At 60.0% G+C, this 21,478-nt stretch carries 17 protein-coding genes; 6 read left to right on the plus strand and 11 right to left on the minus strand.

Annotation, left to right across the window (positions count from 1 at the left end; genetic code table 11):
* Positions 1-5 precede the first annotated feature (5 nt).
* From AC1UK9_RS05255 to yaaA, 11 genes are all read right to left on the minus strand, one after another.
* A complete protein-coding gene (locus tag AC1UK9_RS05255) occupies positions 6-1,181 on the minus strand; it encodes an alginate O-acetyltransferase (protein ID WP_473014531.1) in 1,176 nt (391 codons plus the stop codon).
* 10 nt (positions 1,182-1,191) lie between these two features.
* Complete coding sequence (locus tag AC1UK9_RS05260; RefSeq protein ID WP_482579649.1) at positions 1,192-2,757, minus strand: MBOAT family O-acyltransferase; 1,566 nt, start codon at positions 2,755-2,757, stop codon at positions 1,192-1,194.
* Between the two features lie 211 nt (positions 2,758-2,968).
* On the minus strand, positions 2,969-4,093 hold the full coding sequence (locus AC1UK9_RS05265; protein ID WP_025112131.1) for a mannuronate-specific alginate lyase: 1,125 nt from the start codon (positions 4,091-4,093) through the stop codon (positions 2,969-2,971).
* Positions 4,094-4,101: 8 nt separating this feature from the next.
* On the minus strand, positions 4,102-5,562 hold the full coding sequence (locus tag AC1UK9_RS05270) for an alginate O-acetyltransferase (RefSeq protein WP_025112132.1): 1,461 nt from the start codon (positions 5,560-5,562) through the stop codon (positions 4,102-4,104).
* 10 nt (positions 5,563-5,572) lie between these two features.
* Positions 5,573-7,159 carry a mannuronan 5-epimerase AlgG gene (gene algG / locus AC1UK9_RS05275; RefSeq protein WP_025112133.1) on the minus strand — a complete coding sequence of 529 codons (1,587 nt, stop codon included), beginning with the start codon at positions 7,157-7,159 and terminating at the stop codon, positions 5,573-5,575.
* 26 nt (positions 7,160-7,185) lie between these two features.
* Entirely contained in the window at positions 7,186-8,667 is a 1,482-nt protein-coding gene (locus tag AC1UK9_RS05280) for an alginate export family protein (RefSeq protein ID WP_482579650.1), read from the minus strand.
* Positions 8,664-10,166, minus strand: a complete 1,503-nt coding sequence (gene algK / locus AC1UK9_RS05285; RefSeq protein ID WP_482579651.1) for an alginate biosynthesis TPR repeat lipoprotein AlgK — start codon at positions 10,164-10,166, stop codon at positions 8,664-8,666. The genes AC1UK9_RS05280 and algK overlap by 4 nt, the downstream gene beginning before the upstream one ends.
* Positions 10,167-10,181: 15 nt before the next feature.
* Positions 10,182-11,351, minus strand: a complete 1,170-nt coding sequence (locus tag AC1UK9_RS05290) for an alginate biosynthesis protein Alg44 (protein WP_025112136.1) — start codon at positions 11,349-11,351, stop codon at positions 10,182-10,184.
* 35 nt (positions 11,352-11,386) lie between these two features.
* Complete coding sequence (gene alg8 / locus AC1UK9_RS05295) at positions 11,387-12,868, minus strand: mannuronan synthase (protein ID WP_482579652.1); 1,482 nt, start codon at positions 12,866-12,868, stop codon at positions 11,387-11,389.
* A 106-nt stretch (positions 12,869-12,974) separates the two neighbouring features.
* Positions 12,975-14,291, minus strand: coding sequence for a nucleotide sugar dehydrogenase (locus AC1UK9_RS05300; RefSeq protein ID WP_025112138.1), 1,317 nt, complete (start codon positions 14,289-14,291; stop codon positions 12,975-12,977).
* Between the two features lie 810 nt (positions 14,292-15,101).
* A complete protein-coding gene (gene yaaA / locus AC1UK9_RS05305; protein ID WP_473014537.1) occupies positions 15,102-15,881 on the minus strand; it encodes a peroxide stress protein YaaA in 780 nt (259 codons plus the stop codon).
* A gap of 218 nt (positions 15,882-16,099) precedes the next feature.
* Here yaaA and AC1UK9_RS05310 point away from each other — a divergent pair, with 218 nt between their 5' ends.
* From AC1UK9_RS05310 to AC1UK9_RS05335, 6 genes are all read left to right on the plus strand, one after another.
* Positions 16,100-17,176, plus strand: coding sequence for a polysaccharide deacetylase family protein (locus tag AC1UK9_RS05310; RefSeq protein WP_371262584.1), 1,077 nt, complete (start codon positions 16,100-16,102; stop codon positions 17,174-17,176).
* 337 nt (positions 17,177-17,513) lie between these two features.
* The gene (locus AC1UK9_RS05315; protein ID WP_025112141.1) at positions 17,514-18,908 is read left to right on the plus strand and encodes a PhoH family protein; all 1,395 of its coding nucleotides are present in this window, start codon (positions 17,514-17,516) and stop codon (positions 18,906-18,908) included.
* Between the two features lie 238 nt (positions 18,909-19,146).
* Positions 19,147-19,620, plus strand: a complete 474-nt coding sequence (gene moaC / locus AC1UK9_RS05320) for a cyclic pyranopterin monophosphate synthase MoaC (protein ID WP_007972660.1) — start codon at positions 19,147-19,149, stop codon at positions 19,618-19,620.
* Entirely contained in the window at positions 19,617-19,859 is a 243-nt protein-coding gene (moaD, locus tag AC1UK9_RS05325) for a molybdopterin converting factor subunit 1 (protein WP_482579653.1), read from the plus strand. Before moaC ends, moaD begins: the two co-directional genes overlap by 4 nt.
* 3 nt (positions 19,860-19,862) lie before the next feature.
* Positions 19,863-20,315, plus strand: coding sequence for a molybdopterin synthase catalytic subunit MoaE (gene moaE / locus AC1UK9_RS05330; protein ID WP_007965204.1), 453 nt, complete (start codon positions 19,863-19,865; stop codon positions 20,313-20,315).
* A gap of 248 nt (positions 20,316-20,563) precedes the next feature.
* Positions 20,564-21,340, plus strand: coding sequence for an ABC transporter substrate-binding protein (locus AC1UK9_RS05335; protein WP_025112144.1), 777 nt, complete (start codon positions 20,564-20,566; stop codon positions 21,338-21,340).
* Positions 21,341-21,478: the final 138 nt, after the last annotated feature.

Here is a 21,478-nt window from a genome sequence, read left to right on the forward strand (position 1 = left end):
CTCTTTCAGTTTTGCGCCCGATCGGGCGTCTCGGATTTAGTGTTGATGGCTACGTTTTGTTGGCGAGCACCGGCTTGTTTGAGCTCTGCGACCCACTGCGGGTCGGCGTCGCCGATTTCGTTGTTCACAGGCAGATATCGTTCAGGAAACTCCCAGATCAGCACCTGTGGCGGGCTGTTCTTGAAGTCATCGCTTTTCAGGTAGCTGAGCATCGGCAGGATCGGGCCGTGGCCGTCTTCGGCGTAGTTCACGACGTCGCTGTGCAGCGCTTGCTTGAGCGCACCGACGAAGTTCCAGTTGGGGTTGGCGCTGTAGCTGGTGCCGATCAGTGCGACCGGTACTTCGCTGTTGGCGAACAGCGCGTCGTCACCGGCAGGCTGCTCGGCGGCGGCCACGGTGTTGCGTTTTTGCAGCGGTTCTTGCGCCGGCATCAGGTTTTCGAACAGCGGATCGAGCGGCAGGAACAGACGCAGATCGCCCTTGTGCGTGACCTTCTCCGCCGGCGTGGTGATGAAGCGTTGCGGCTCGCCGCTGAGCGGGAACTTGGCGGCGATGGTCTTGGCCAGGGTGTTGGCGGCGATCTCGGCGCCTTCAGGCGTCCAGTGCGTGTCGGTGCGCAGGAATACTTGCTGACCGTTCTGTTTGGCCTGTTGCAGCGGGCCGAGCAGGTCAGGGGCGAGGATCTTGTCGGCCGCAACGCGGTTGTGGAAGTCCTGATAGAGGTTGGCGTGGATGCTCGCCGGTTTCACTTCACCCAGGTGTTCCGGGTACAGGCGCACCTTGGCCGGAACGATCGCCATCACCAGTTTCACGCCTTTGGCCTTGAGGGTCTGGCGCACGCCTTCGACCAGCGCGTAGTTGCCTTGCAGGTTCAGCTCCTCGTTGACGATCGGGTTGAATTCCTCGTCGCTGTACAGCCACTGATCGCGCCCAAGCACCACGCCCGGACGACCTTCGTTGAACAGTTTGAAATCCAGCGCAGCCCAGAGGTTGGTGCCCAGACGCTTGATCGGAAACTGATCGTCGTAGTGGGTTTCCACGGCTTTGGTCCAGCGACCGTTGAGCACCGTCGCATCGGCGTTGGTGCTGAAGCCGAAGAAGCTGCGCACCGACCACAGACCGAGCACCAGCAGGGTCACCAGAAACAGCGCGATGTAGAAGATGCGTAATGAGCGGGTCATGTCAGATCCCTCAGAACTGGAAGTAAAGGAACGGCGAGAAGCTTTGCGCCGAGAGTTTGAGAATCGAGGCGATGAACAGCAGCAGGATCAGCCCGCGCATCACGTAGCGCGACCAGTCCGCGGCCCAGTAGGCCGGTTGCACCTGGGCTTCGACGCCGACGGTGTAGCCAGGCTCATGGATGTTCGCCGGGTTTTCGCCCGGGGCTGCCTTGATCATTCCCGGGGTCGCTGTGGCGGGGCCATCGGCCTCGACGTTGACCGCAGGTTTGGTCTTGGCTGGCGGTTGATTGGTGTACAGATCACGCAGGCCGAAGAACGCCAGCGTCACGTACGCCACCACCAGAGTCGCCACTTGCAGGCCGGTGAGGCTGGCCTGATTGAGTTCCGACAGCGACCAGTCGCCGAAGCTGAACATTGCGCCGTACATGCGGCCGGCAACGTGCAGGTTCTCGGCGCGGAAGATCACCCAGCCCATCACCACCAACAGGAAGGTCAGTGCCCAGCGGATCGGATTGAGGCTGCGCGGCGAGGTGTTGATGCCGAGCATTTTTTCGATCGCCAGCCACATGCCGTGCCAGGCGCCCCAGACGATGTAAGTGATGTTCGCGCCGTGCCACAGACCACCCAGGAGCATGGTCAGGAACAGGTTGCGATAGGTCATCAGCGTGCCTTTACGGTTACCGCCGAGAGTGATGTACAGATAGTCACGCAGCCAGGTCGACAGGCTGATATGCCAGCGACGCCAGAACTCGGTGATCGACTGGCTGATATACGGTTGCTTGAAGTTTTCCATGAAGCGGAAACCCATCATCAAGCCCAGACCGATGGCCATGTCGCTGTAACCGGAGAAGTCGAAGTACAGCTGTGCGGTGTAGGCCAGTGCGCCGAGCCAGGCATCCCCCGTGGTCGGGTTTTGCAGGGCGAAGCAGTGGTCGGCCACCACCGCGAGGGTGTCGGCAATGAAGACCTTCTTGATGAAACCCTGCATGAACCGCGTGCAGCCCTCGGAGAACTTGTCGAGGGTGTGCGTACGGTTGTTGAACTGGTCGGCGAGGTCGCGGAAACGCAGGACCGGGCCGGCAATCAGATGCGGGAAGATCGCCACGAACGCCGCGAAGTCGATCAGGTTACGCGTAGCCGGGGTGTCGCCGCGGTACACGTCGATGATGTAGCTGATCGACTCGAAGATGTAGAACGAGATGCCGATCGGCAGCAGCACGTGGGTCAGGATGAACGGCTCCAGACCGAACGAGGTCATGATCGCGTTGATGCTGTCCACGCCGAAGTTGGCGTATTTGAAGTAGCCGAGGATGCACAGATCGACCGCCACACCGAGCAGCAGCCAGCGCTGTGCCGGTTTGGTGCGGACACCGGCGGCACCGACTTTCAGGCCGATCCAGTAGTTCCACAAGGTGACGCCGGCGAACAGCGCCAGGAAGTCCACCCGCCACCACGCGTAGAACACGTAGCTGGCGATCAGCAGCAACAGGTTGCGATAGCGTTGCCCGCTCAGATAGTACAAGCCGAGAAAGATCGGCAAGAACAGAAACAGGAACACGTTGGATGAAAATACCATCCCGATCTCTCCATGTTTGAACCAACAGTCAAGGGCCAAAGCCCCCCCAAACCCCCCATGGAAACAGGGAGGGCTAACTCACACATCTCAAACCTGACACTTGACTGTGGGAGCGAGCCTGCTCGCGAAGGCGTCGTGTCAGTCGACATCCGTTTTGAATGTCAGACCGTATTCGCGAGCAGGCTCGCTCCCACAGGTTTTGCGTTCGGTCTTACGAACCCTTGTTGCCCTTTTCATGCGACGGGTCGTAGACCTTGGTCAGGTCGCCACCGAGGCGGAAGGTCTTGAACGGCTGCATGCCGTGTTTCTTCTCCAGCACATCCGCCGGGCAGGTGTAGAGGCTGCAGAACGGTTCGAGCCAGGCAAATTTCATGTCCTCTTTCAGATCGGTCATGTCCTGCTCTTTGCCGTTCTTCTTCTCGAACGCGTCCGGGTCTTTCACCCCGGCCAGTACCCGGTCACCCAGGCGCTTCAGCGCGCTGTTGTTTTCCTGACGCAGATCGACACCGTTGACCTGGGCGAAACTGGCGATCATCGCCAGCGGTGGCAGGGCGTAGTTGTGATAGGCGAGGGCACGTTGCTGGCGCTTGAGTTCGTTCGGCAAGTAGCCGTCGGCATCGACCTGATTGACCCCGACCTTGTATTCCTTGACCGCCCAATCGAACAGGTCGCGACGGTTGGTCGCGACCGACGTCGCCATCACTGACCACGCCGCCCAGTACGAGTGGTTGTTGGTTTTTTCCAGCGGCAGGTTGTCCCAGTCGCTGACCACCTGATCGGCCATCTTGCTGAACCAAGCTTCGATCTGCTGCGCCTCTTGCTGATGTGCGGCCAGCGGGTGCGAGTCGGAGAACTTCAGGCGAATGTAGGACGAGGCCATGCTGCCCAGCGCCCATTTGCGCATCGACTTGCCGGTGTGGTTGAAGTCTTTCGACATCAGTGCATCGGCCTTGGCCCACGCGGTCAGCCAGTTCAGCGTGCAGTCGAGTTGCTCCGGGCGACCGTCGCGCATGAACTGCATCACCCGTTTGGCGGTGCCGCGTTCCAGCGTGGTGATGTCTTTGGTGGTGTCGCGGAAGGCTTTTTCCGACTGCACGTTCAGCGTCGCGCGGGCCTTGTCCGAGCCTTCGTATTTGCTGCGAAATTGCAGCGGCCCGGTGTACGGCGCCGGCATCGCGTCGCAGCCTTCGCTCTTGTCGCCGGTCTTGAATTTATCCACCGGTGCGAAGTAGCCCTGTGGCGGACGCAGTGGCGCGGCGGCCTGAGTGGCCCCGGCGAACATCGCCAGGCTCAACAGGGTGGGAGCCAATAAAGATTTCAATGTCGGATTTCGCATAGCAGACCTCATTGCCCGACCTGAGCGGTTTGTTGCCCAGCGCCCGGGAATACGTTGCGTTTGCAGATTTTCGCTTCGACTTTTTGTGGCGCGGTGCCCGCTTCCGGACCCTGGACTTCGACGGCCAGCAGGTTTTGCGAGGCCCAGTCTTCGTCGGTGCGCAACTCAAAGGCGAAACGACCGTCGGTGTCGGAGGTTTCCGGTTTCTCGATTTTGATGTCCTCGTGGCGACCGTTCATGTACCAGAGGGTGGCGTGCAGGGTTTTCACCGAGGTGTCGGCGAAGCGGATGTCGACCTGGTGGCTGCTGTTCTGCAGGTTCAGGTTCTTGCTGTTGACCAGCAGTTCTTGCTTGGTGCCCGGTTTCAGCGTGGTGCTGCCGGTCATCTGGGCCTCTTTGCCTTCGCAGCCGTTGTCGAGCAGGGACATCATCTGGCGATAGATGGTTTCCTGATCGAGGCGGTACAGCGGCGAGAATTCCCAGATGAGAATCTTCGGTGGGGTCTTCTGGAATTCGTCGCTGCCCAGGTACTGCAGCATCGAACCTTCCAGACCACCGCCGGGGAAGGCGACGTTGAGAATGTCGGCGCCGATGGCTTCTTCGAGGAAGCCGGCGAAGTTGTAGTTCTTGCCGCTGTGCGAGGTGCCCACCAGAGTGATCTGCGGGTTGCCGGAGTCACCGAACAGGTCGCCGTCACCGGCTTCGCCTTTCGGCTCGGTGGTGAACTGGTCCATGTACTGGATCGCGTAACTGGTGCCGCACAGTTGCCCGGCCATGTTGTGCAGGGTGCCGGTCTTGCCCATGCGCCCGGAGCGCTTGGTCTCGAATTCACGCTTGGGAATGTCGGCGAAGGCCGGGATCTGCTTGACCTTCTCGGCGACGATTTTCGCCGTGCGCTGCGCACCGTACGGCGTCCAGTGCTGGTCGCCACGGAAGTAGAAATCGTGGGCGGGCAGGGTGTCCGGCAGCGATTCGTTGGTCAGCGGCGACAGGTCCGGCACTACGTAGCCCATCTTGGCGAAACGCCCGAGCATGGTTTTGTAGTTGCCCAGCGCTTTGTCGTAATCGAACGCGGCTTTTTCCTGCGGGTTGAGCTTGTTGCGGTTCACCAGGCCACGGGTCGGCTGATAGACGATCACCAGTTCAACACCCTTGGCCTTGAACGCATCATGCAGCTGTTGCAGGCGTTTGTAGCCGGCCGGGGTGGTGTTGAATTCGGTGCGCAAGTCTTCCTGAGTCCGGAACAACCAGTCGCCCTGCGCCTGCACCAGGGTGGTGAAGTTCTGCTGATAACGCGTGGTGTAGTTCTTTGCGTCGTGGGCGGCGGGGCACAGGTTGCAGCACGGTTCGGCGCTGAACTTCGGCGGTGTGGCACCCGCCGCTGCGTCGGCGCGAGCGCCTTGGCTGGCCGCGAGAATGCCCACGGTCAGGGCCGACAGGCTGAGTAATTTGATCAAGTGTGGGTGCATAAAATTATCCTCAGTCCCGCATTTCGGTCTGGCGTTCGACAGGGTCGATCAGCACGGCTTTCTGCTGGCGCACCAGCAGGTCGAGAATTTCATCCTGGCGCTCGCCGAGGATGCCGTTGAAGCTGATGCCGCTGGATTTGGTCGGCGCCAGCATCGATACGCGGTACAGCTCGACGCTCAACGGCGAGTCGATGGCCATCGGGCCGCTGCCGTTGGCCGCCAGTTCACCGCCGACCACGATCAGCGACACCTGGGCGTCGAACGGGTCGAGCTTGATGTCACGGTCGGTGTCGGTCAGGTCCTTGATGTGGCCGTAGACGCCGGTCAGGCCGTTGGCCATGGCAACGTTTTCGTAGAGGCGGATGTTCACGCTGTTACGAATGCGGATGCCGTGGCGCTTGTTGCTGATGACCTTGTTGCCCCACAGCAAGTTGTCGGCGGACTCGTAGAGGGTGATGCCGTCGGTGTGGTTCTTGTAGATCTCGTTGTAGGCGATGATGTTGTTGACGCTGTTACGGTCGATCACCAGGCCCGAGAGGTGGTTGTCGTAGCTCTTGTTGTTGAAGATGAAGCTGTCGTTGACCTCGCGGGAAATAATGATCCCGTGCTTCTTCTTCGTACCGTGGACAGTGTTCTCGGCAATGATCAGACCGTGGGAACGGTCGTGCGGGTCGATGCCGTAGACGATGTTGTCCTTGTAGGTGTTGCCCTTGACCACGAAGTCGCGGGTCTCGTAGCAGTAGAAGCCGTACCACATGTCCGAGAACTCGGAACCGACGATCCAGCCAGTCGGTTCGGGGCGCTTGAGGACCTTGGCCATGTTCGGTGTGTACTGGGAAATACTCACCCCGTACGACTTACTGTTGGCGTAGCCGAAGCTGGCCATCTTGCTGTTGACGATGTAGGTCTCGGTGCCACCCCAGGCCAGCAGGAACGGACGAAATTCCTTCGGCGAACGGAAGGTGGCCGGACCGTTGTCCTTCTCGCGCCAGCCGGTGACCTTGGTGTCACGCACGAACAGCTGGCCGTCGTTGACCAGGAATGAACCCGCCTCTTGCGACAGGCGCAATTCCTGGGTCTGGCCATCGATTTCGAGGATGCCTTTGCGCCCGACCACGATCGGCAACTTCGCCAGGTACACGCCCGGCGAGGTTTCGCTGAAGTACTGCTTGGGCAGTTTCTGCGCCAGATCCTTGAGGTTCAGGTAACCGTCGTCGACGAAGATCGCCTGCGGGATGCCGTGCTGACGCACCACCCATTCGGCCATCTTGTTGTCGCCGCCGATGAAGTCCTTCAGCGCGTCTTCCTGCATCATCCGGCGCACGCTGATCTTGCCCGCTTTGCTGCGCACGATTTTCGCGGCGGCGGCCTCGGCGGTGAAGCCGGACAGGTCGGGCAGTTTCGGCTTGGCCAGTTCCAGCGCCTCGGTCGGCGCGCTGCTGACGGTGTAGGTCTTGGCTTGTTGCAGCTCTTTGGCGGTGGTCACCGGTTTGCCCTGTTGAGGCACAGCCGGTTCCACCGTGGCGAAGGCGCCAGCGGAAGCCAGCAGCATGGCGCCGGCCAACAGGCTGATCGAGCCTTTCCTTGCATGGTGCATGTCGGGCACTCCCTTGGCGGTTTGCATCAGAAGCGCCAGATCACGTCGATGAACGCGCGGTGCATGTACGAGTCAACCTGCTTGCCGTAGGCATCGCCCGGTTTGAACACACCGCCACGAAAACGCACGAGGGCCGAAGGCTCGTCGATCGACTGGCTCAGCGCCGCCGGCAACAGGCCTTGCTTGAAGTACTTGGTGACGACCAGGTCCATCTCCTGACCCAAGTCCTTGTTGCCGTCTTCAAGCGGCAGCGAAGTGCTGGAGAGGATCGCGCCGGTGACGTCGTCGGTGTTGTTTTCCACGGCATTGATGCCGTTGCTGCCCACCGGCTTGTTGCCGTCCACGCGCCAGAACTTGTGGTAGATCAGGCTGGCGTCGTACTGGTCGTTGAGCATCCACGAACCGAACAGGGTAGCGGTCTGCATATTGCTCATTTCGCCACGGAACGCTTCGCCGAAACGGTGAACACGTGATCGCGTACCGGTGTAGTTGGAGCGGTTGCTCTCCAGACCATTCTGTTGGTAATCGGCGCTGGCACGGGCATACGCCGCACCGACCTGCCACTGCGGATCGAGGCGCAGACGCACGCCGAGGTCGGTGGCCCAACCGTTGACGTCCTCGCTGCGCTTGGCTTGTGCCGGGCGCGTGCCATCGGCGTTCAAGGCGTTGACCGTGTCACGGTCGCCGCTCATGCCGGTGATGCTGCCCCAGTAGTTGACGGTATTGGTGTTGCGCCAGTTATAGGCGTCGCTGTCGGCGGTCAGGCCGAGCCAGCTGATGTCGCCGTTCTGGGTTTTGTCGAGGGTGTCGCGGGGCACGCCCGGTTCGGCGTAATCGAGTTTGCCGTCATCGTGGGTGTGGTGGCCGCGAATACCGACCCACTGGCCCGGTGTCCACTGGTAAGCAGCATCGGCGTAGGCGTGCAGGCGATCCTTGTCTTTCGGTGCCAGCTCTTTCAAGTCGGTGCGGTATTCGCTGAAGCGTTCGGCGACGCCAGCGTTGGCGCGCAGCAGGGTGGTGTCGAAGGTCCAGTTCAGCGCTTCGATGTTGGTGTCGCGCCATTGGCCGTCGTCGTTGCGCAGGCGCTGGCGACCGAACTTGAGGATCTCGCCGGGGTAGGGCGTGAAGCCGCTGTAGCCGACCCAGAACTCGCGCATCGCGAGGTAGTTTTTCTTGGTCTGGCGGTCACCGCTGTCGGTGGTTTCGGCGCCGTCGGATTGCTGCAAGGTGTCGGTCTCGATGATATCGGTCGAGGTCACGGCCTGGCCCATGGCGTAGGCGCTCCACGCGCCGCTTTCGCCGTAGATCCACGGACGCAGGTCCAGGCCCACACCGTTGACGTCGCCACCGGGTGCGGTGCCGAGGTCGCGGTCGTCTTCGGACTGGCCGGTGATTTTCACTTCCAGGCCGAAGTTCTTGCTTTCGGTCATCGCGGCCAGTGTCGGGCAAGACCAGATCAGCGCGAACGTGAGGCCAATACCGGCCTTCACAAAGGGATTCAACTTCATAGGGATTCCTCGCCGTCTTCTTCTTGCAGGGCGTGCAGTTGCAGCGTGTTCTGGTTCAGGGCGCCACGGCTGGCCTGTTCCTGTTGCAGCAGGCGCTGGGCTTCGGCCAGACGCCCGGGCGGCAATTGCGCTGCGAGGGTGGTCGCCAGTTCATCGGCTTGCGGGGTGTTCTGCGCCTTGGCCAACTGGCTGAACACATAGGCGTTGAGCGGGTCGGGCTGGGTGCCCTTGCCTTGGGAAAACAGTTGGGCGATGGCGAAATCGGCGCTGTTCTGGCCGTTGCGTGCAGCGGTCAGCAGGTGGTCGAGGGCCTTCTGCGGATAAACCTTGCCGAGGTATCCACGGCGATAGATCTGGCCGAGGTAATAGTCGGCGGCGACTTCACGACCGACGGCTTTCTGGAAGTGTGCTTCGGCAACTTTCGCGTCGGCCGGCACCAGTTTGCCTTCGTAGTAGAGCTTGCCCAGCAACAGTTCTGCGCGCGGCTGGTCAGCGGCGCGGCCGTTGTCGAGGTACTTCATCATCTGGTCGACGTCGCCCAGTTCCGGGTAGTCGTAGAGCAGTTGCGCGAGGGTCACCCATGATGCCGGGTAGCCTGGTGCGATCGGTTCGAGCAGCGACTGCGCGGTCTTCTCGTCGGTCTTGCCCAAGGTCGAATCGGCCAGCACGCGAGCCACGGAATCGACACGCTGCGCGCTGACCGTGCCACGGTTGTAACCAGCCTGCATCTGCTTGATCAGCTCGGCCTGTTGCTCCGGCCGGGCACGTTTCTGATAGACCGTGGCGAGTTCGACGTAGCAGATGTCGGTGGTGTTGAGCGCGGCCTTGCAGATCTTTTCCACGTCATCCAGATGCTGGTCGTAGGTGCCTTGGGTGCGATAGAGCAGCACCTGCGCCAGACCGGCTTCCGGGTAGCCGGATTTGCGCCACTGATCGATCTGCTGCTGGGCGTTGATGTTGGGGAAGCTGTGCGGGTATTGCAGGTACAGCATCGCCAGCGGGATCAACGTATTGCCTTCGCCATTGGCGGCGGCTTTTTTCAGCAGGCTTTCGGCTTCGTGGTGCTCGGCCTCGGTCGAGCCTGGCTTGGCCACCAGCAGGCGCCCGAGACGGGCCTGGGCCCGTGGCGAAACGTCAGCGGCGGCGCGGTAGGTCGCCTCGGCCTGTTTGATCTGCTCGGGGTCGCGGCTGTCGACCTGGATGTCGGCGAGGCCAACCTGAGCTTCGCTGTAACCGAGGTCGGCCAGTGCCCGGTAGTTCTGCGCGGCGGTCGCGGTGTCACCACGCTTGAGCGCTTCGTTGGCCAGACGCTGGTCGGGCAGGCCGGCGCAACCTGCCAGAGAGACTGCCAAAGCCAGCGAGCACACCATCAAACCCATGTGGGAGCGAGCCTGCTCGCGAAGCAGTCGACTCGGTACATCAGACAAACCGTGCTGACCCTTTCGCGAGCAGGCTCGCTCCCACAGGGTCGGCGGTGTGTTCAAGATAGGAGTAGTCACAGGCATGTCCTCGACTTAAAGACCGGCAGCCATGGCTTTGTCGATCAGCCAGTTCAGGTTCGGGCCACGGTCGCTGTTCACTTCCACCGGGCGGCCGGCGAAGGTGCTGTCCAGCGGCTCGTCCGGCTGGATCTGCACGCGGATGTCGGAGGACAGGTCAGCGCTCTTCAGGCTGGTGCTGCTGATGATCTTGCCGGTGCGGGTCTGGTCTTCGCCGGCGATCTGGAAGCTCACGTGAGTGCCCGGACGTACGTCGCCGAACTGGCGATAAGAGAAGCGTGCATCGACAGTGGCCTGGGTGTTGCGCGGTACCAGCGTGAAGATCACGTCGCCCTTGCTCGCGTACTGACCGTCGGCCACCAGTTGCTGGGCCACGGTGCAATCGCAAGGGGAGGTCAGGGTGCCGGTCATTTGCTTGCCGAACAGTTCTTCCACCTTGGCCGGTTGCAACTGGTCTTCGTCCAGATGGCCCTTGAGCACGTCGAGCATGCTGGTGCTGAAGGTCGCCAGCGGTGCGCCTTTGGCCGCGACGCCGTCGGACTTGACCAGGCTCTGCACGGTGCCGTCGCGCGGCATGGTGATGTTCATCCCCGGCACGCTGACCAGACCTGCTTGCGCATGGCTGACGAAGTACATGCCGTACACCGACTTGAAGACGAAACCGAACGCCACCAGACCAATGGCAAAGACCCCGGCGCTGAAAGTCACCGCTTTCAGACGCCCGAACGGGGTCATGCCGCTGCCGCCGTCCTTGACCTTGCGCGCCTTGGTGAAGTTGTCACGCTGCAGGGTCGCCAGCACTTCACCCATGCTGACGATGTCGCCGGCAAGGTGCGAAGTGATCAGGTGACGCAGGGTCGAGATGTCCTGCGGTTCCAGGTTCTGGAACTGGCAACCGGCGCGGCCGGTCTGGCGGTCGTAGGAGCGCACTTGCAGCTCGACGTCCATGGCCAGGCCGAGGTTGTCGATCACGAATTGCAGACGCGCCTTGTACACCTCGCCGAGGGTCAGCGGCACTTGCCCGGCGTTGAACGCCAGACCACCGGCGGAGAGGTCAATGACCCGCGCTTCGACCGGCGTCCGGTCGGGGCCGAAGAAGCGCAGTTTGGCCGGAATTTTCACTCGGGCGTGCTGACGCTGGGCTTCGGATTCATGCACTACGTTGGCGTTGACGGCGGTATTCATATGGGCGATTTCCTTGTTAATTCAATGGGGGCGGGTCAGACCATCATCAGCAGCACGGCGACGAAAATGCTGCCGGCGGAGAAGGTCATGGTCCGAGACGACCAGGTGTTGAACCAACGTTGAAAGCTGGCGAGATCACGGGTCAGGGAAGTGGGTTGGCGAGTCCAGGATTGCTGGTCGAGGCGGAAGAACACGTAGATCTTCACCAGCGCACCGACGATCTGGTTGTAATAGAGGATCGCCGGGTAGGCCGGGCCGATCCGGTGACCGGAGCACGACAGCAGCAGGGTCAGAATCAGTCGGGTGATGCCGATCCACAGCAGGTAGGCGAGGATGAAAGCGCCGCCGTACTTGAAGCTGGCGATGATGGCGACGGTCAGGCCCAGCAGCGAGGTCCACATCGAGACGCGCTGATCGAACAGCACCACCGAGGTGAACGCGCCAAGGCGTTTCACACCCAGGCCCAGCGCTCGCGAGTTCTGGCGCAGGTTGTTGCCGTACCAGCGGAACATCAGTTTGCGGCTGGCCTTGATGAAGCTCTTTTCCGGCGGGTGTTCAACGGTGTTGATCGCCGCGTCCGGCACGTAAAAGGTGTCGTAACCCAGGCGCATCAGGCTGAACCAGCTCGACTTGTCGTCGCCGGTGAGAAACTTGAAACGGCCCAGGCGCCAGTGTTGCAGCGAGTCGCTTTCGACGTCGGCGATGAATTCAGGGTCGGTCACCACGGTGGCGCGGAACACCGACATGCGCCCGGTCATGGTCAGTACGCGCTTGGACAGGGCCATCGAGCACATGTTGATGTGGCGCTGGGCGAAACGCAGCTTGTGCCATTCGCTCATGATGTAGCCGCCGCGCACTTCACAGAACTCGTTGGTGGTCAGGCCGCCGACGTTGCCGAACAGCTGGAACCACGGCACGGTCTTGCGCACGGTGCCTTCGCCGAGCACGGTGTCGCCATCGATCACGGCCACAACGGCGCGGTCGTCCGGCAGGTGGCGGGAGATCGCGCGGAAACCATAGGCCAGGCCATCGCGTTTGCCGGTGCCGGGAATGCGCACGAAATCGAGCTTGACCCGCTCCGGCGGATTCATCCGCGCCCACAGCGCTTTGACCAGCAACTCATCGGACATTTCGACGATCGAGCAGACCACGGTGGTCGGCAGGTCGCAGTCGATCGCTTCGCGGATCACCGAGCTGTAGACCTGCGCGGTGGTCAGCGCGTCGATACGGAAACTGGTGACCATCAGAAACACATGCGACGGGGCCGCCGCCTTACCCAGCTTGCGCACTTTGCGGCGCAGGTGCGGATAAACGATGTAGAGAAAAATCATGCCGCGCACAAAGTGCGTTGCACCCATCGAGTAGCGCCAGATACCCACGGCGCCAATCAGGAAAATGAAGTCCTTCGACTCGGAGTCGAACGTGGACGTGGGCAGCATCAAGGCCAGGCCCATCAACAAACTGAGGTAAAACAGCCAACCGGCGGCCTGAAGTAGGCCGTGCTTTAGCCTGTGCATAATCTGCATCCGTCTCGATCTCGGGCGAGCCGTTTGGGTGGCCCGATGGGGTTAAGGCAGGCGAAGAACCGGCCGGGGGTTCAAATCCCCCGGCCGGAAGGCTGACTTACCAGCAGATACCTTCGGTGCGAGTACCGGCGTTGGTGGCTTTGGCCATGAAGCCCACCAGGTCGATGACCTGTTTGCCGTGCGGTGCTTGCTGGGCCAGCGAACGGAATTTCTCGTCGCGGTTGCCGAGGATGATCACGTCGGAGTTGTCGATCACCGAATCGAAGTCCGCGTTGAGCAGGGACGACACGTGCGGGATCTTCGACTCGATGTAGTCCTTGTTCGCGCCATGAACACGGGCGTACTCGACGTTGCTGTCGTAGATGCTCAGGTCGTAGCCCTTGCCGATCAGCATTTCGGCCAGTTCCACCAGCGGGCTTTCGCGCAGGTCATCGGTCCCGGCCTTGAAGCTCAGGCCGAGCAGGGCGACTTTGCGTTTGTCGTGGCTTTCAACGATGTCGAAGGCGTTCTGCACTTGCGATTCGTTGCTGCGCATCAGCGAGTTGAGCAGCGGCGCTTCGACGTCCAGCGAACCGGCGCGGTAGGTCAGGGCACGCACGTCTTTGGGCAGGCACGAACCGCCGAAGGCGAAGCCCGGGCGCATGTAGTACTGGGACAGGTTGAGGGTCTTGTCCTGGCAGACCACGTCCATCACTTCACGGCCATCGACGCCGACCGCTTTGGCGATGTTGCCGATCTCGTTGGCGAAGGTCACTTTGGTCGCGTGCCAGACGTTGCAGGTGTACTTGATCATCTCGGCAACGGCGATGTCCTTGCGGATGATCGGTGCGTCGAGTTCTTCGTACAGCGACTGCAGAACGTCGCCCGAGGCCTTGTCGAACTCGCCGATGACGGTCATCGGTGGCAGGTCGTAGTCCTTGATCGCGGTGGATTCACGCAGGAACTCCGGGTTGACCGCAACGCCGAAGTCGACGCCGGCCTTCTTGCCCGAGCAGTCTTCGAGAATCGGGATCACCACGTTGGCGACGGTACCCGGCAGCACGGTGCTGCGAACCACGATGGTGTGGCGGGTGGTTTTTTCACGCAGCACGAAACCGATCTCGCGGCACACCGCTTCGATGTAGTTCAGTTCCAGGTCGCCGTTCTTCTTGCTCGGTGTACCGACGCAGATCATCGACAGGTCGGTGTCACGAATCGCCTCGGCGAAGTTGGTTGTACCGCGCAGACGACCGGTCTCGATCCCTTGCGCCAGCAGCTCGCCCAGACCCGGCTCAACAATCGGGGATTTACCCGCATTGATCATGTCGATCTTGTCTTTGGCAACATCGACGCCAACCACGTCATGGCCCCGTGCAGACAGGCAACCGGCACACACTGCGCCAACGTAACCCAAACCAAATATGCTGATGCGCATCGCAATTACCTCTGTGTTTTATCAAGCCATTAGATGGCCGGAGTTAATGGTGTTCAGCGGTCATAGTGCACTCGGAAGTGCGGCATACAGGCGCCACAATGCCGTGTGCAGGCATACTAAGTTCCGAGTGTCTAAATAAGTGCACTCAAGATGTGCGCAACTAGGCCTAGTTGTTATGACTTGCCCTGTTATGCAGCCGATCTTCTTGCTGGAAGACTCATGTGCATGTGTCCAGTCCACCTGATGTCGGACGTAACGCCCGTAGATCAAGCGGTTGGGTGCTCAGGCGAGCACGTTTACAGGGGCGCAGCCTTGGCCTTGTAGAGGATGTTTATGGTGCGTATCACCTATCCATCGTTAGTTGATCAGAAGAGTGAACCATCTAGGCAAGTTGCTGTGACAACTTGGTTACATGGTTCTCCGCTCTGCGTAAGTTATCTCGTACAAACTCAGCGAGAATCGTTACCGGTGGTATGAGCTATGCATTTGGACATAGTTCCTACCCACTCATCGCGAAATCTGAAATTTTTTGAAATATTGCCAAAGATGGCACTGGTCTCAATTTGATAGCACTTTCGATTTCGCCCTTTATAAATAGGCGGCTAATCGCGTTAGATGTTTTTGTGCCACTACCGTGAAAAAATTTACGTGCCACTACTGAAAAAAATCACGGCTGTCGAGTGAAACTAAAATTAGAATTGGAGGGGACGATTTTATGGCGCCAATAAAACGGCGAAATAGTGCGAGGGATTTTTGACGTCGTGCGAGCTGCACGACTCTTTATAGAAAGAGTCGTGCAATGGGCATGCTTTATTCCGGGGCGTGGTCGCGCAAAAACACCAGATTGTCGGGTTTCGATTGCTCGGCGCTGAAGCGATAGCCCTGCACATCGAACTGTTTGAGGGCGGCCGGATCGTTGATCCGTTCCTGAATCACGAAACGGCTCATCAGGCCACGGGCCTTCTTCGCGTAGAAACTGATGATCTTGTACTGGCCGTTTTTGAAGTCCTTGAACTCGGTGTTGATGATTCGCGCATTCAGGGCGCTGCGCTTGACCGCCGAGAAGTACTCGTTGGAGGCCAGGTTCAGCAGCACGTCATCACCTTGCTCGGCGAGCGCTTCGTTGAGCCATTCGCTGATGCGCGTGCCCCAGAAGGCGTACAGGTCCTTGCCTCGGGCGTTGGCCAGTTTGGTGCCCATTTCCAGACGGTACGGTTGCATCAGGTCCAGCGGGCGCAGCAGGCCATAGAGGCCGGAGAGCATGCGCAGGTGCTTTTGCGCGTAATCGAACTGGGCTTCGCTGAACGATTGCGCGTCGAGACCGGTGTACACGTCACCCTTGAACGCGAGCAGGGCCTGCTTGGCGTTTTCCGGGGTGAAGGCGGGGGTCCAGCTGCCGAAACGCGCGGCATTGAGGCCGCCGATCTTGTCGGACACGTGCATCAGTTCGCTGATTTGCGCCGGGCTCAGTTCGCGCAGTTGCTGGATCAGCTCCTGGGAGTGGTCGAGGTATTGCGGCTGGGTGAAGCGCTGGGTCGCCGGCGGTGTTTCGTAATCGAGGGTCTTGGCGGGGGAAATCACCATCAGCATGAAGTCGTCTCCTTTAATCGTGGGGGCGATTCTAGGGGCTTGGCCGAGTTGACTCCAGCTATGAGCGTAATAGGTGATCGATGGCCTCCCACAAGGGCATTTGTGTGGCTAAGGGAAATCGGGCGGGATCAGCTATAGTGCCGCGCGGGTTTTGTTATGGAGACACCCCTTTGCGCATTGTTCTTTTATTCACTGCGTGGCTGTTGAGCTGCGGTGCCATGGCGGCACCGGGTGATGTGGCGACGCTGGATCGCAGCACCTGGCCCGAGCAGCTCAGCAACCCGACCCTGTTCGACGTCGCGTCTCGCGCCGAAATCCTCATGTTTGCCCGTGGCCTGCTCGGCACCGAAGCGCTGGACGAGGCCGCTCTGGCCCAGCGTCTGGGGCTGCGCACGGTCAATATTGACGCGATCAGCAGCCTGCGTCAGCGGTTGTGGGAACGTCTGTTGGCCGGCTACAACTTCGCCCAGCAAAGCTGTGATCAGGACGCCTCGTTCTGCTTCCTCGTCGAGGACCTGCCGACTCTGCGCGAGCAGGCTGCCAAATTCGTGGTCAGCGACGACAGTTATTACACCAAGTGGGCAGAGCCGAGCCGGCTGTTTCATTTGCAGTACCTGGACGAGCTGATGCGCAAGGCCGCGCTGTCGCCGCAGACCAGCAGCGAAGTCGATCGTTTCGGTGACTACGAGCGCAATGGCGACGAGATGCATGACCGGCTGTTTCTGCTGAGTTTCGACAGCGCCGCCAATCTGCAGCCGGACAATACCGACTGGATCGCCGACTACCTGCGCAAGTCCAGTTTGAGCGGCACCTTCTTCCTGCTGGGCAAGGACGTACAGGCGCGGCTGGCAGATCGCTCGGTGAGCAACCTGCAATCGGAGTTCTCGAAACAGTGCGTCGGCGTGCAGGGCTGGGAATTCCGCTCCCACAGCCACTGGCAGGACTGGCAGGACTCGGTGCGCCGCAGCAGCGATCTGGTGAAGAGCAAGTTGCCGGAAAATTACGTGCCGCTGTTCCGTCCTCCAGAGGGGCAGCGACGCAGCGATGCCGGCAGTTTCTTCCGTAATCAGGGCCTGCAAGTGGCACTGTGGGACATCGATGCCCAGGACGGCGCGGGCAAACTCAAGGGGGCGCCGAGCGCGCAGCGGGTATTGACCCTGATGCTGTTGTGGCGCCACGGGGTGATCAATTTCAACATGAAGCAGGATGCGGTGAAGACCGCGTTGCCGTGGTTGATCACGCAAACTGCGCAAAGCGGCATCGGTTGGGAGGACTGTCAGGACGGGTTTCGCTGATAAACGGCAAAAGCCCGTAAACATTGGGCTTGTGGCGATTTTTTTGCAGGATTCGATGCAGGCGGACTTCCGACTTTAGCGGGGTCTGGACGGTCCGCCAAGGGCTTTTCGTCACTCTGCAAAATAAACTTAAAAAAACCGTCAAAGTGCTTTTTTATGTCATGGGTTTTGGAGTATTACGAAGACAGACCGCCGAAACCTGCAACACAGGTGGCGTCTTCCAAGACCCGTTTGTTTGCAGTCACTTGAATCTCCGCAGGTGAGGTTTCGGCAGTCACTTCGAGGCGCAGCACCGCCCAGGTATTGCGTCGAATGGCTCCCACAAAGGTGACCGAGTATGGATGATCACGGACGTAGCCCTTCTTCCAACCAGCCAATCCTTTATGTACTCGATACCAACGTATTGATTCACGATCCAAATGCCCTGCTGAATTTCGAAGAACACCACGTCGCGATCCCGATGACCGTGCTTGAGGAACTGGACAAGCTCAAGAGCGGGCATCACAGCGTTGCCGCTGAATGTCGTCAGGCGATCCGTTTGATTGACAAGACCCTGGGCGATGCCTCCCCCGAGGATGTCGAACTGGGCGTGCCGATCCAGCGCGGCAAGGGTGGGCCGAAAGGCTTGCTGTCAATTCTGATGAGCAAGCAGGCCGAGTCGAACCTGATTCTGCCCGAGCACCTGAACGACAACAAAATCATCAACCAGTTGATCGACTTGCATACCCGTGATCCGAAGAAAGCGGTGGTGCTGGTTACCAAAGACATCAACATGCGCCTCAAGGCGCGCGCCTGCGGCATCGATGCCGAGGATTACAGCACCGACCAATTGGTCGATGACGTGTCCTTGCTGCCCAACGGCTACCACAACATGACCGGCTCGTTCTGGGACCGCGTGAGCAAGGTCGATACCCGTCAGGATCACGGCCGCACCTGGCATCAGGTGCAACTGATCGACAACCTGCCGGCGGTGCACATCAACGAGTTCATCATCGACGAACAGGGCTTTGTCGGCTGGATCAAGGAGATCGACGAGGCCAAGCTGCTGATTCTCGATCTGCACCAGGAACCGCTGCTGCACCAGGAAGCCTGGGGCCTCAAACCGCGGGATATCTATCAGAGCCTGGCGCTGTATGCGCTACTGGATCCGGATATTCATCTGGTCAACCTGTCGGGTGCGGCAGGTTCGGGTAAAACCATTCTGGCGCTGGCTGCGGCCATCGAGCAGACCATGGTCAGCAAGCGCTATCGCCGGATCATCGCGACCCGCAGCGTGCAGGGCCTGGACCAGGAAATCGGCTTCCTGCCCGGCACCGAAGCGGAAAAAATGGAGCCGTGGCTGGGCGCCATCACCGACAACCTTGAAGCCTTGCACATGGATGACGAAAACACCCATGGCAGCGTCGACTACATCCTCAGCAAAGTGCCGCTGCAGTTCAAATCGCTCAATTACATTCGTGGTCGCAGCTTCCAGCAGAGCCTGATCCTGATCGACGAATGCCAGAACCTCACGCCGCACCAGATGAAAACCATCATCACCCGGGCCGGCGCCGGTTCCAAAGTGGTGTGCCTGGGTAACCTGGCACAGATCGATACCCCTTACCTGTCCGCGACCAGTTCCGGGCTGACCTACCTGACCGAACGCTTCAAGGATTTCCCCAACGGTGTGCACATCACCTTGCAGGGAGTACCGCGCTCGATTCTGGCCGAATACGCCGAATCGCATTTGTAACCCTTCAACCGAAACCGGGCGGCCCGAAAGCCGCCCTTTTTTTTATGGATAAATGTATACCCCCTGTGGGAGCGAGCCTGCTCGCGAATACGGTGTGCCGGTCGCCATCGATGTAGCCTGACGCACCGCCTTCGCGAGCAGGCTCGCTCCCACTGGGGGACGGTGTGAATTCATAATCAATGATGCGGAAATTTGACCCGCAGGTTTACAATCCCTGCTCCTGATCAGGAGTAATCCCGTGCTGACTCATCTCGATTCCCAAGGTCGCGCCAACATGGTCGACGTCACCGAAAAAGCCGTGACGTTCCGTGAGGCGACCGCCCAGGCGCTGGTGCGCATGCTCCCCGAAACCCTGCAGATGATCGTCAGCGGCGGCCATCCCAAGGGCGATGTGTTTGCCGTGGCGCGGATCGCCGGCATTCAGGCGGCGAAGAAGACCAGTGATCTGATCCCGCTGTGCCATCCGCTGATGCTCACCGGCGTCAAGGTCGAACTCAGCGCTGAGGGCGACGACAGTGTGCGCATCGTTGCGCGCTGCAAGCTGTCCGGGCAGACCGGTGTGGAAATGGAAGCACTGACCGCTGCCAGCGTCGCCGCGTTGACCATCTACGACATGTGCAAGGCCGTGGATCGTGGCATGACCATCGAAAGCGTGCGTCTGCTGGAGAAGGTCGGCGGCAAGAGCGGGCATTTCCAGGCGGAGCAGCCATGAACCTGACGGTAAGGTTTTTCGCCCGTTACCGTGAAGCGCTGGGCGTGGACTCGGTGGCGGTCGAAGGTGATTTCGCCACCGTCGATGACGTGCGTGCACTGCTCGCGCAACGTGATGGTGCCCAGGTGTTGAGCGAACAGAACCTGATGTGCGCTCGCAACGAAGACCTGTGCCAGCTCGACGAGCCGGTGAGTGACGGCGACGAAGTGGCGTTTTTCCCCACCGTGACCGGAGGCTGAGCCATGGCGATTCGTGTGCAGTCCACGGCGTTCGATCCCGGTGCTGAAGTCAATGCGATGCACGCGGCCAACGTTGGCGTTGGTGCAGTGGTGAGTTTTGTCGGTTATGTGCGCGACTTTAACGACGGCCTTGATGTGGCGGGAATGTTCCTCGAACACTATCCGGGCATGACCGAAAAAGCACTCGGCAAGATCGCTGTCGAGGCCGAGCAGCGCTGGCCGTTGCTCAAGCTGGAAGTGTTACACCGCATCGGCGCGCTGGAGCCGGGTGAGCCGATCGTGTTTGTCGGTGCAGCCAGTGCCCATCGTCAGGCCGCTTTCGATGCCTGCGCCTTTGTCATGGACTACCTGAAAACCCGTGCACCGTTCTGGAAGAAGGAAAACACCAGCGACGGCCCGCGTTGGGTGGAAGGGCGTGACAGTGATCATGCCGCTGCAGATCGCTGGAAGAAGTAAAGACCGCGTCGCCCTCAAGTCAGTATCGCGAGCAGGCTCACTCCTACAGTTGGAATGCGTTCCTTTGTAGGAGTGAGCCTGCTCGCGATAGCGTCATCCGCCACACAAAAGAATCCTGCCTCTTTGCCCGATTGACGGTTTGTACGTAAAAGTCCAGTATGGATTTACAAGTACAAAAAACTGTCTCCCTCCGTTCCAGCTCTTTCTTCTGTCTTGCCAAACCAACAACAACCCGCGAGAGAACGAACATGAAGAAACTCCCCCTCATCACCGGTCTGGCCCTGAGCCTGTTGGCGTGCACCAGTGCTTTTGCCGCCGAGAAAACCTTGCGTATCGGCATTGAAGCGGCTTATCCACCGTTCGCCTCGAAAACCGACAAAGGTGAAATTGTCGGTTTCGACTACGACATCGGCAATGCCCTGTGCGCGCAGATGAAAGTCAAGTGCGTCTGGGTCGAGGGTGAGTTCGATGGCCTGATTCCTTCGCTGAAGGTGAAGAAAATCGACATGGCCCTGTCGTCGATGACCATCAACGAGGACCGCAAGAAGTCGGTGGATTTCACCCACAAATACTACTTCACCTCGTCGCGACTGGTAATGAAGGACGGTGCTACGGTGGATGATCAGTACGCCAGCCTCAAGGGCAAGAATGTCGGTGTGCAGCGCGCCACCACCACCGACCGTTATGCCACCGAGGTGTTTGAACCCAAGGGCATCAACGTCAAGCGCTACAGCAACAACGAAGAGATCTACATGGATCTGGCGGCCGGGCGGCTGGATGCGATTTTCGCCGACACCATCCCGCTGACGGACTTCCTGTCGATGCCGCGAGGCAAGGGTTATGCGTTTGTCGGGCCGGAACTGAAAGACCCGAAATACGTGGGCGAGGGCGCGGGGATTGCGGTGCGCAAGGGCAATGGCGAGCTGGTCAGCGAGTTGAACACAGCCATCGACGGGATCCGTGCGAGTGGCGAATATCAGAAGATTTCCGAGAAGTATTTCAAGTCTGATATCTACGGCGACTGAGGAGCCGCCTTCGGGAGCAAGCCCCCTCCCACAGGGGAACGCCTTCTCCAATGTGGGAGATTTGGGAGAAGTATTTCAAGTCTGATATCTACGGCGACTGAGGGTCCGTCTTCGGGAGCAAGCCCCCTCCCACAGGGG

This window comes from Pseudomonas sp. AK-TSAG1-1 (genome assembly GCF_056821665.1).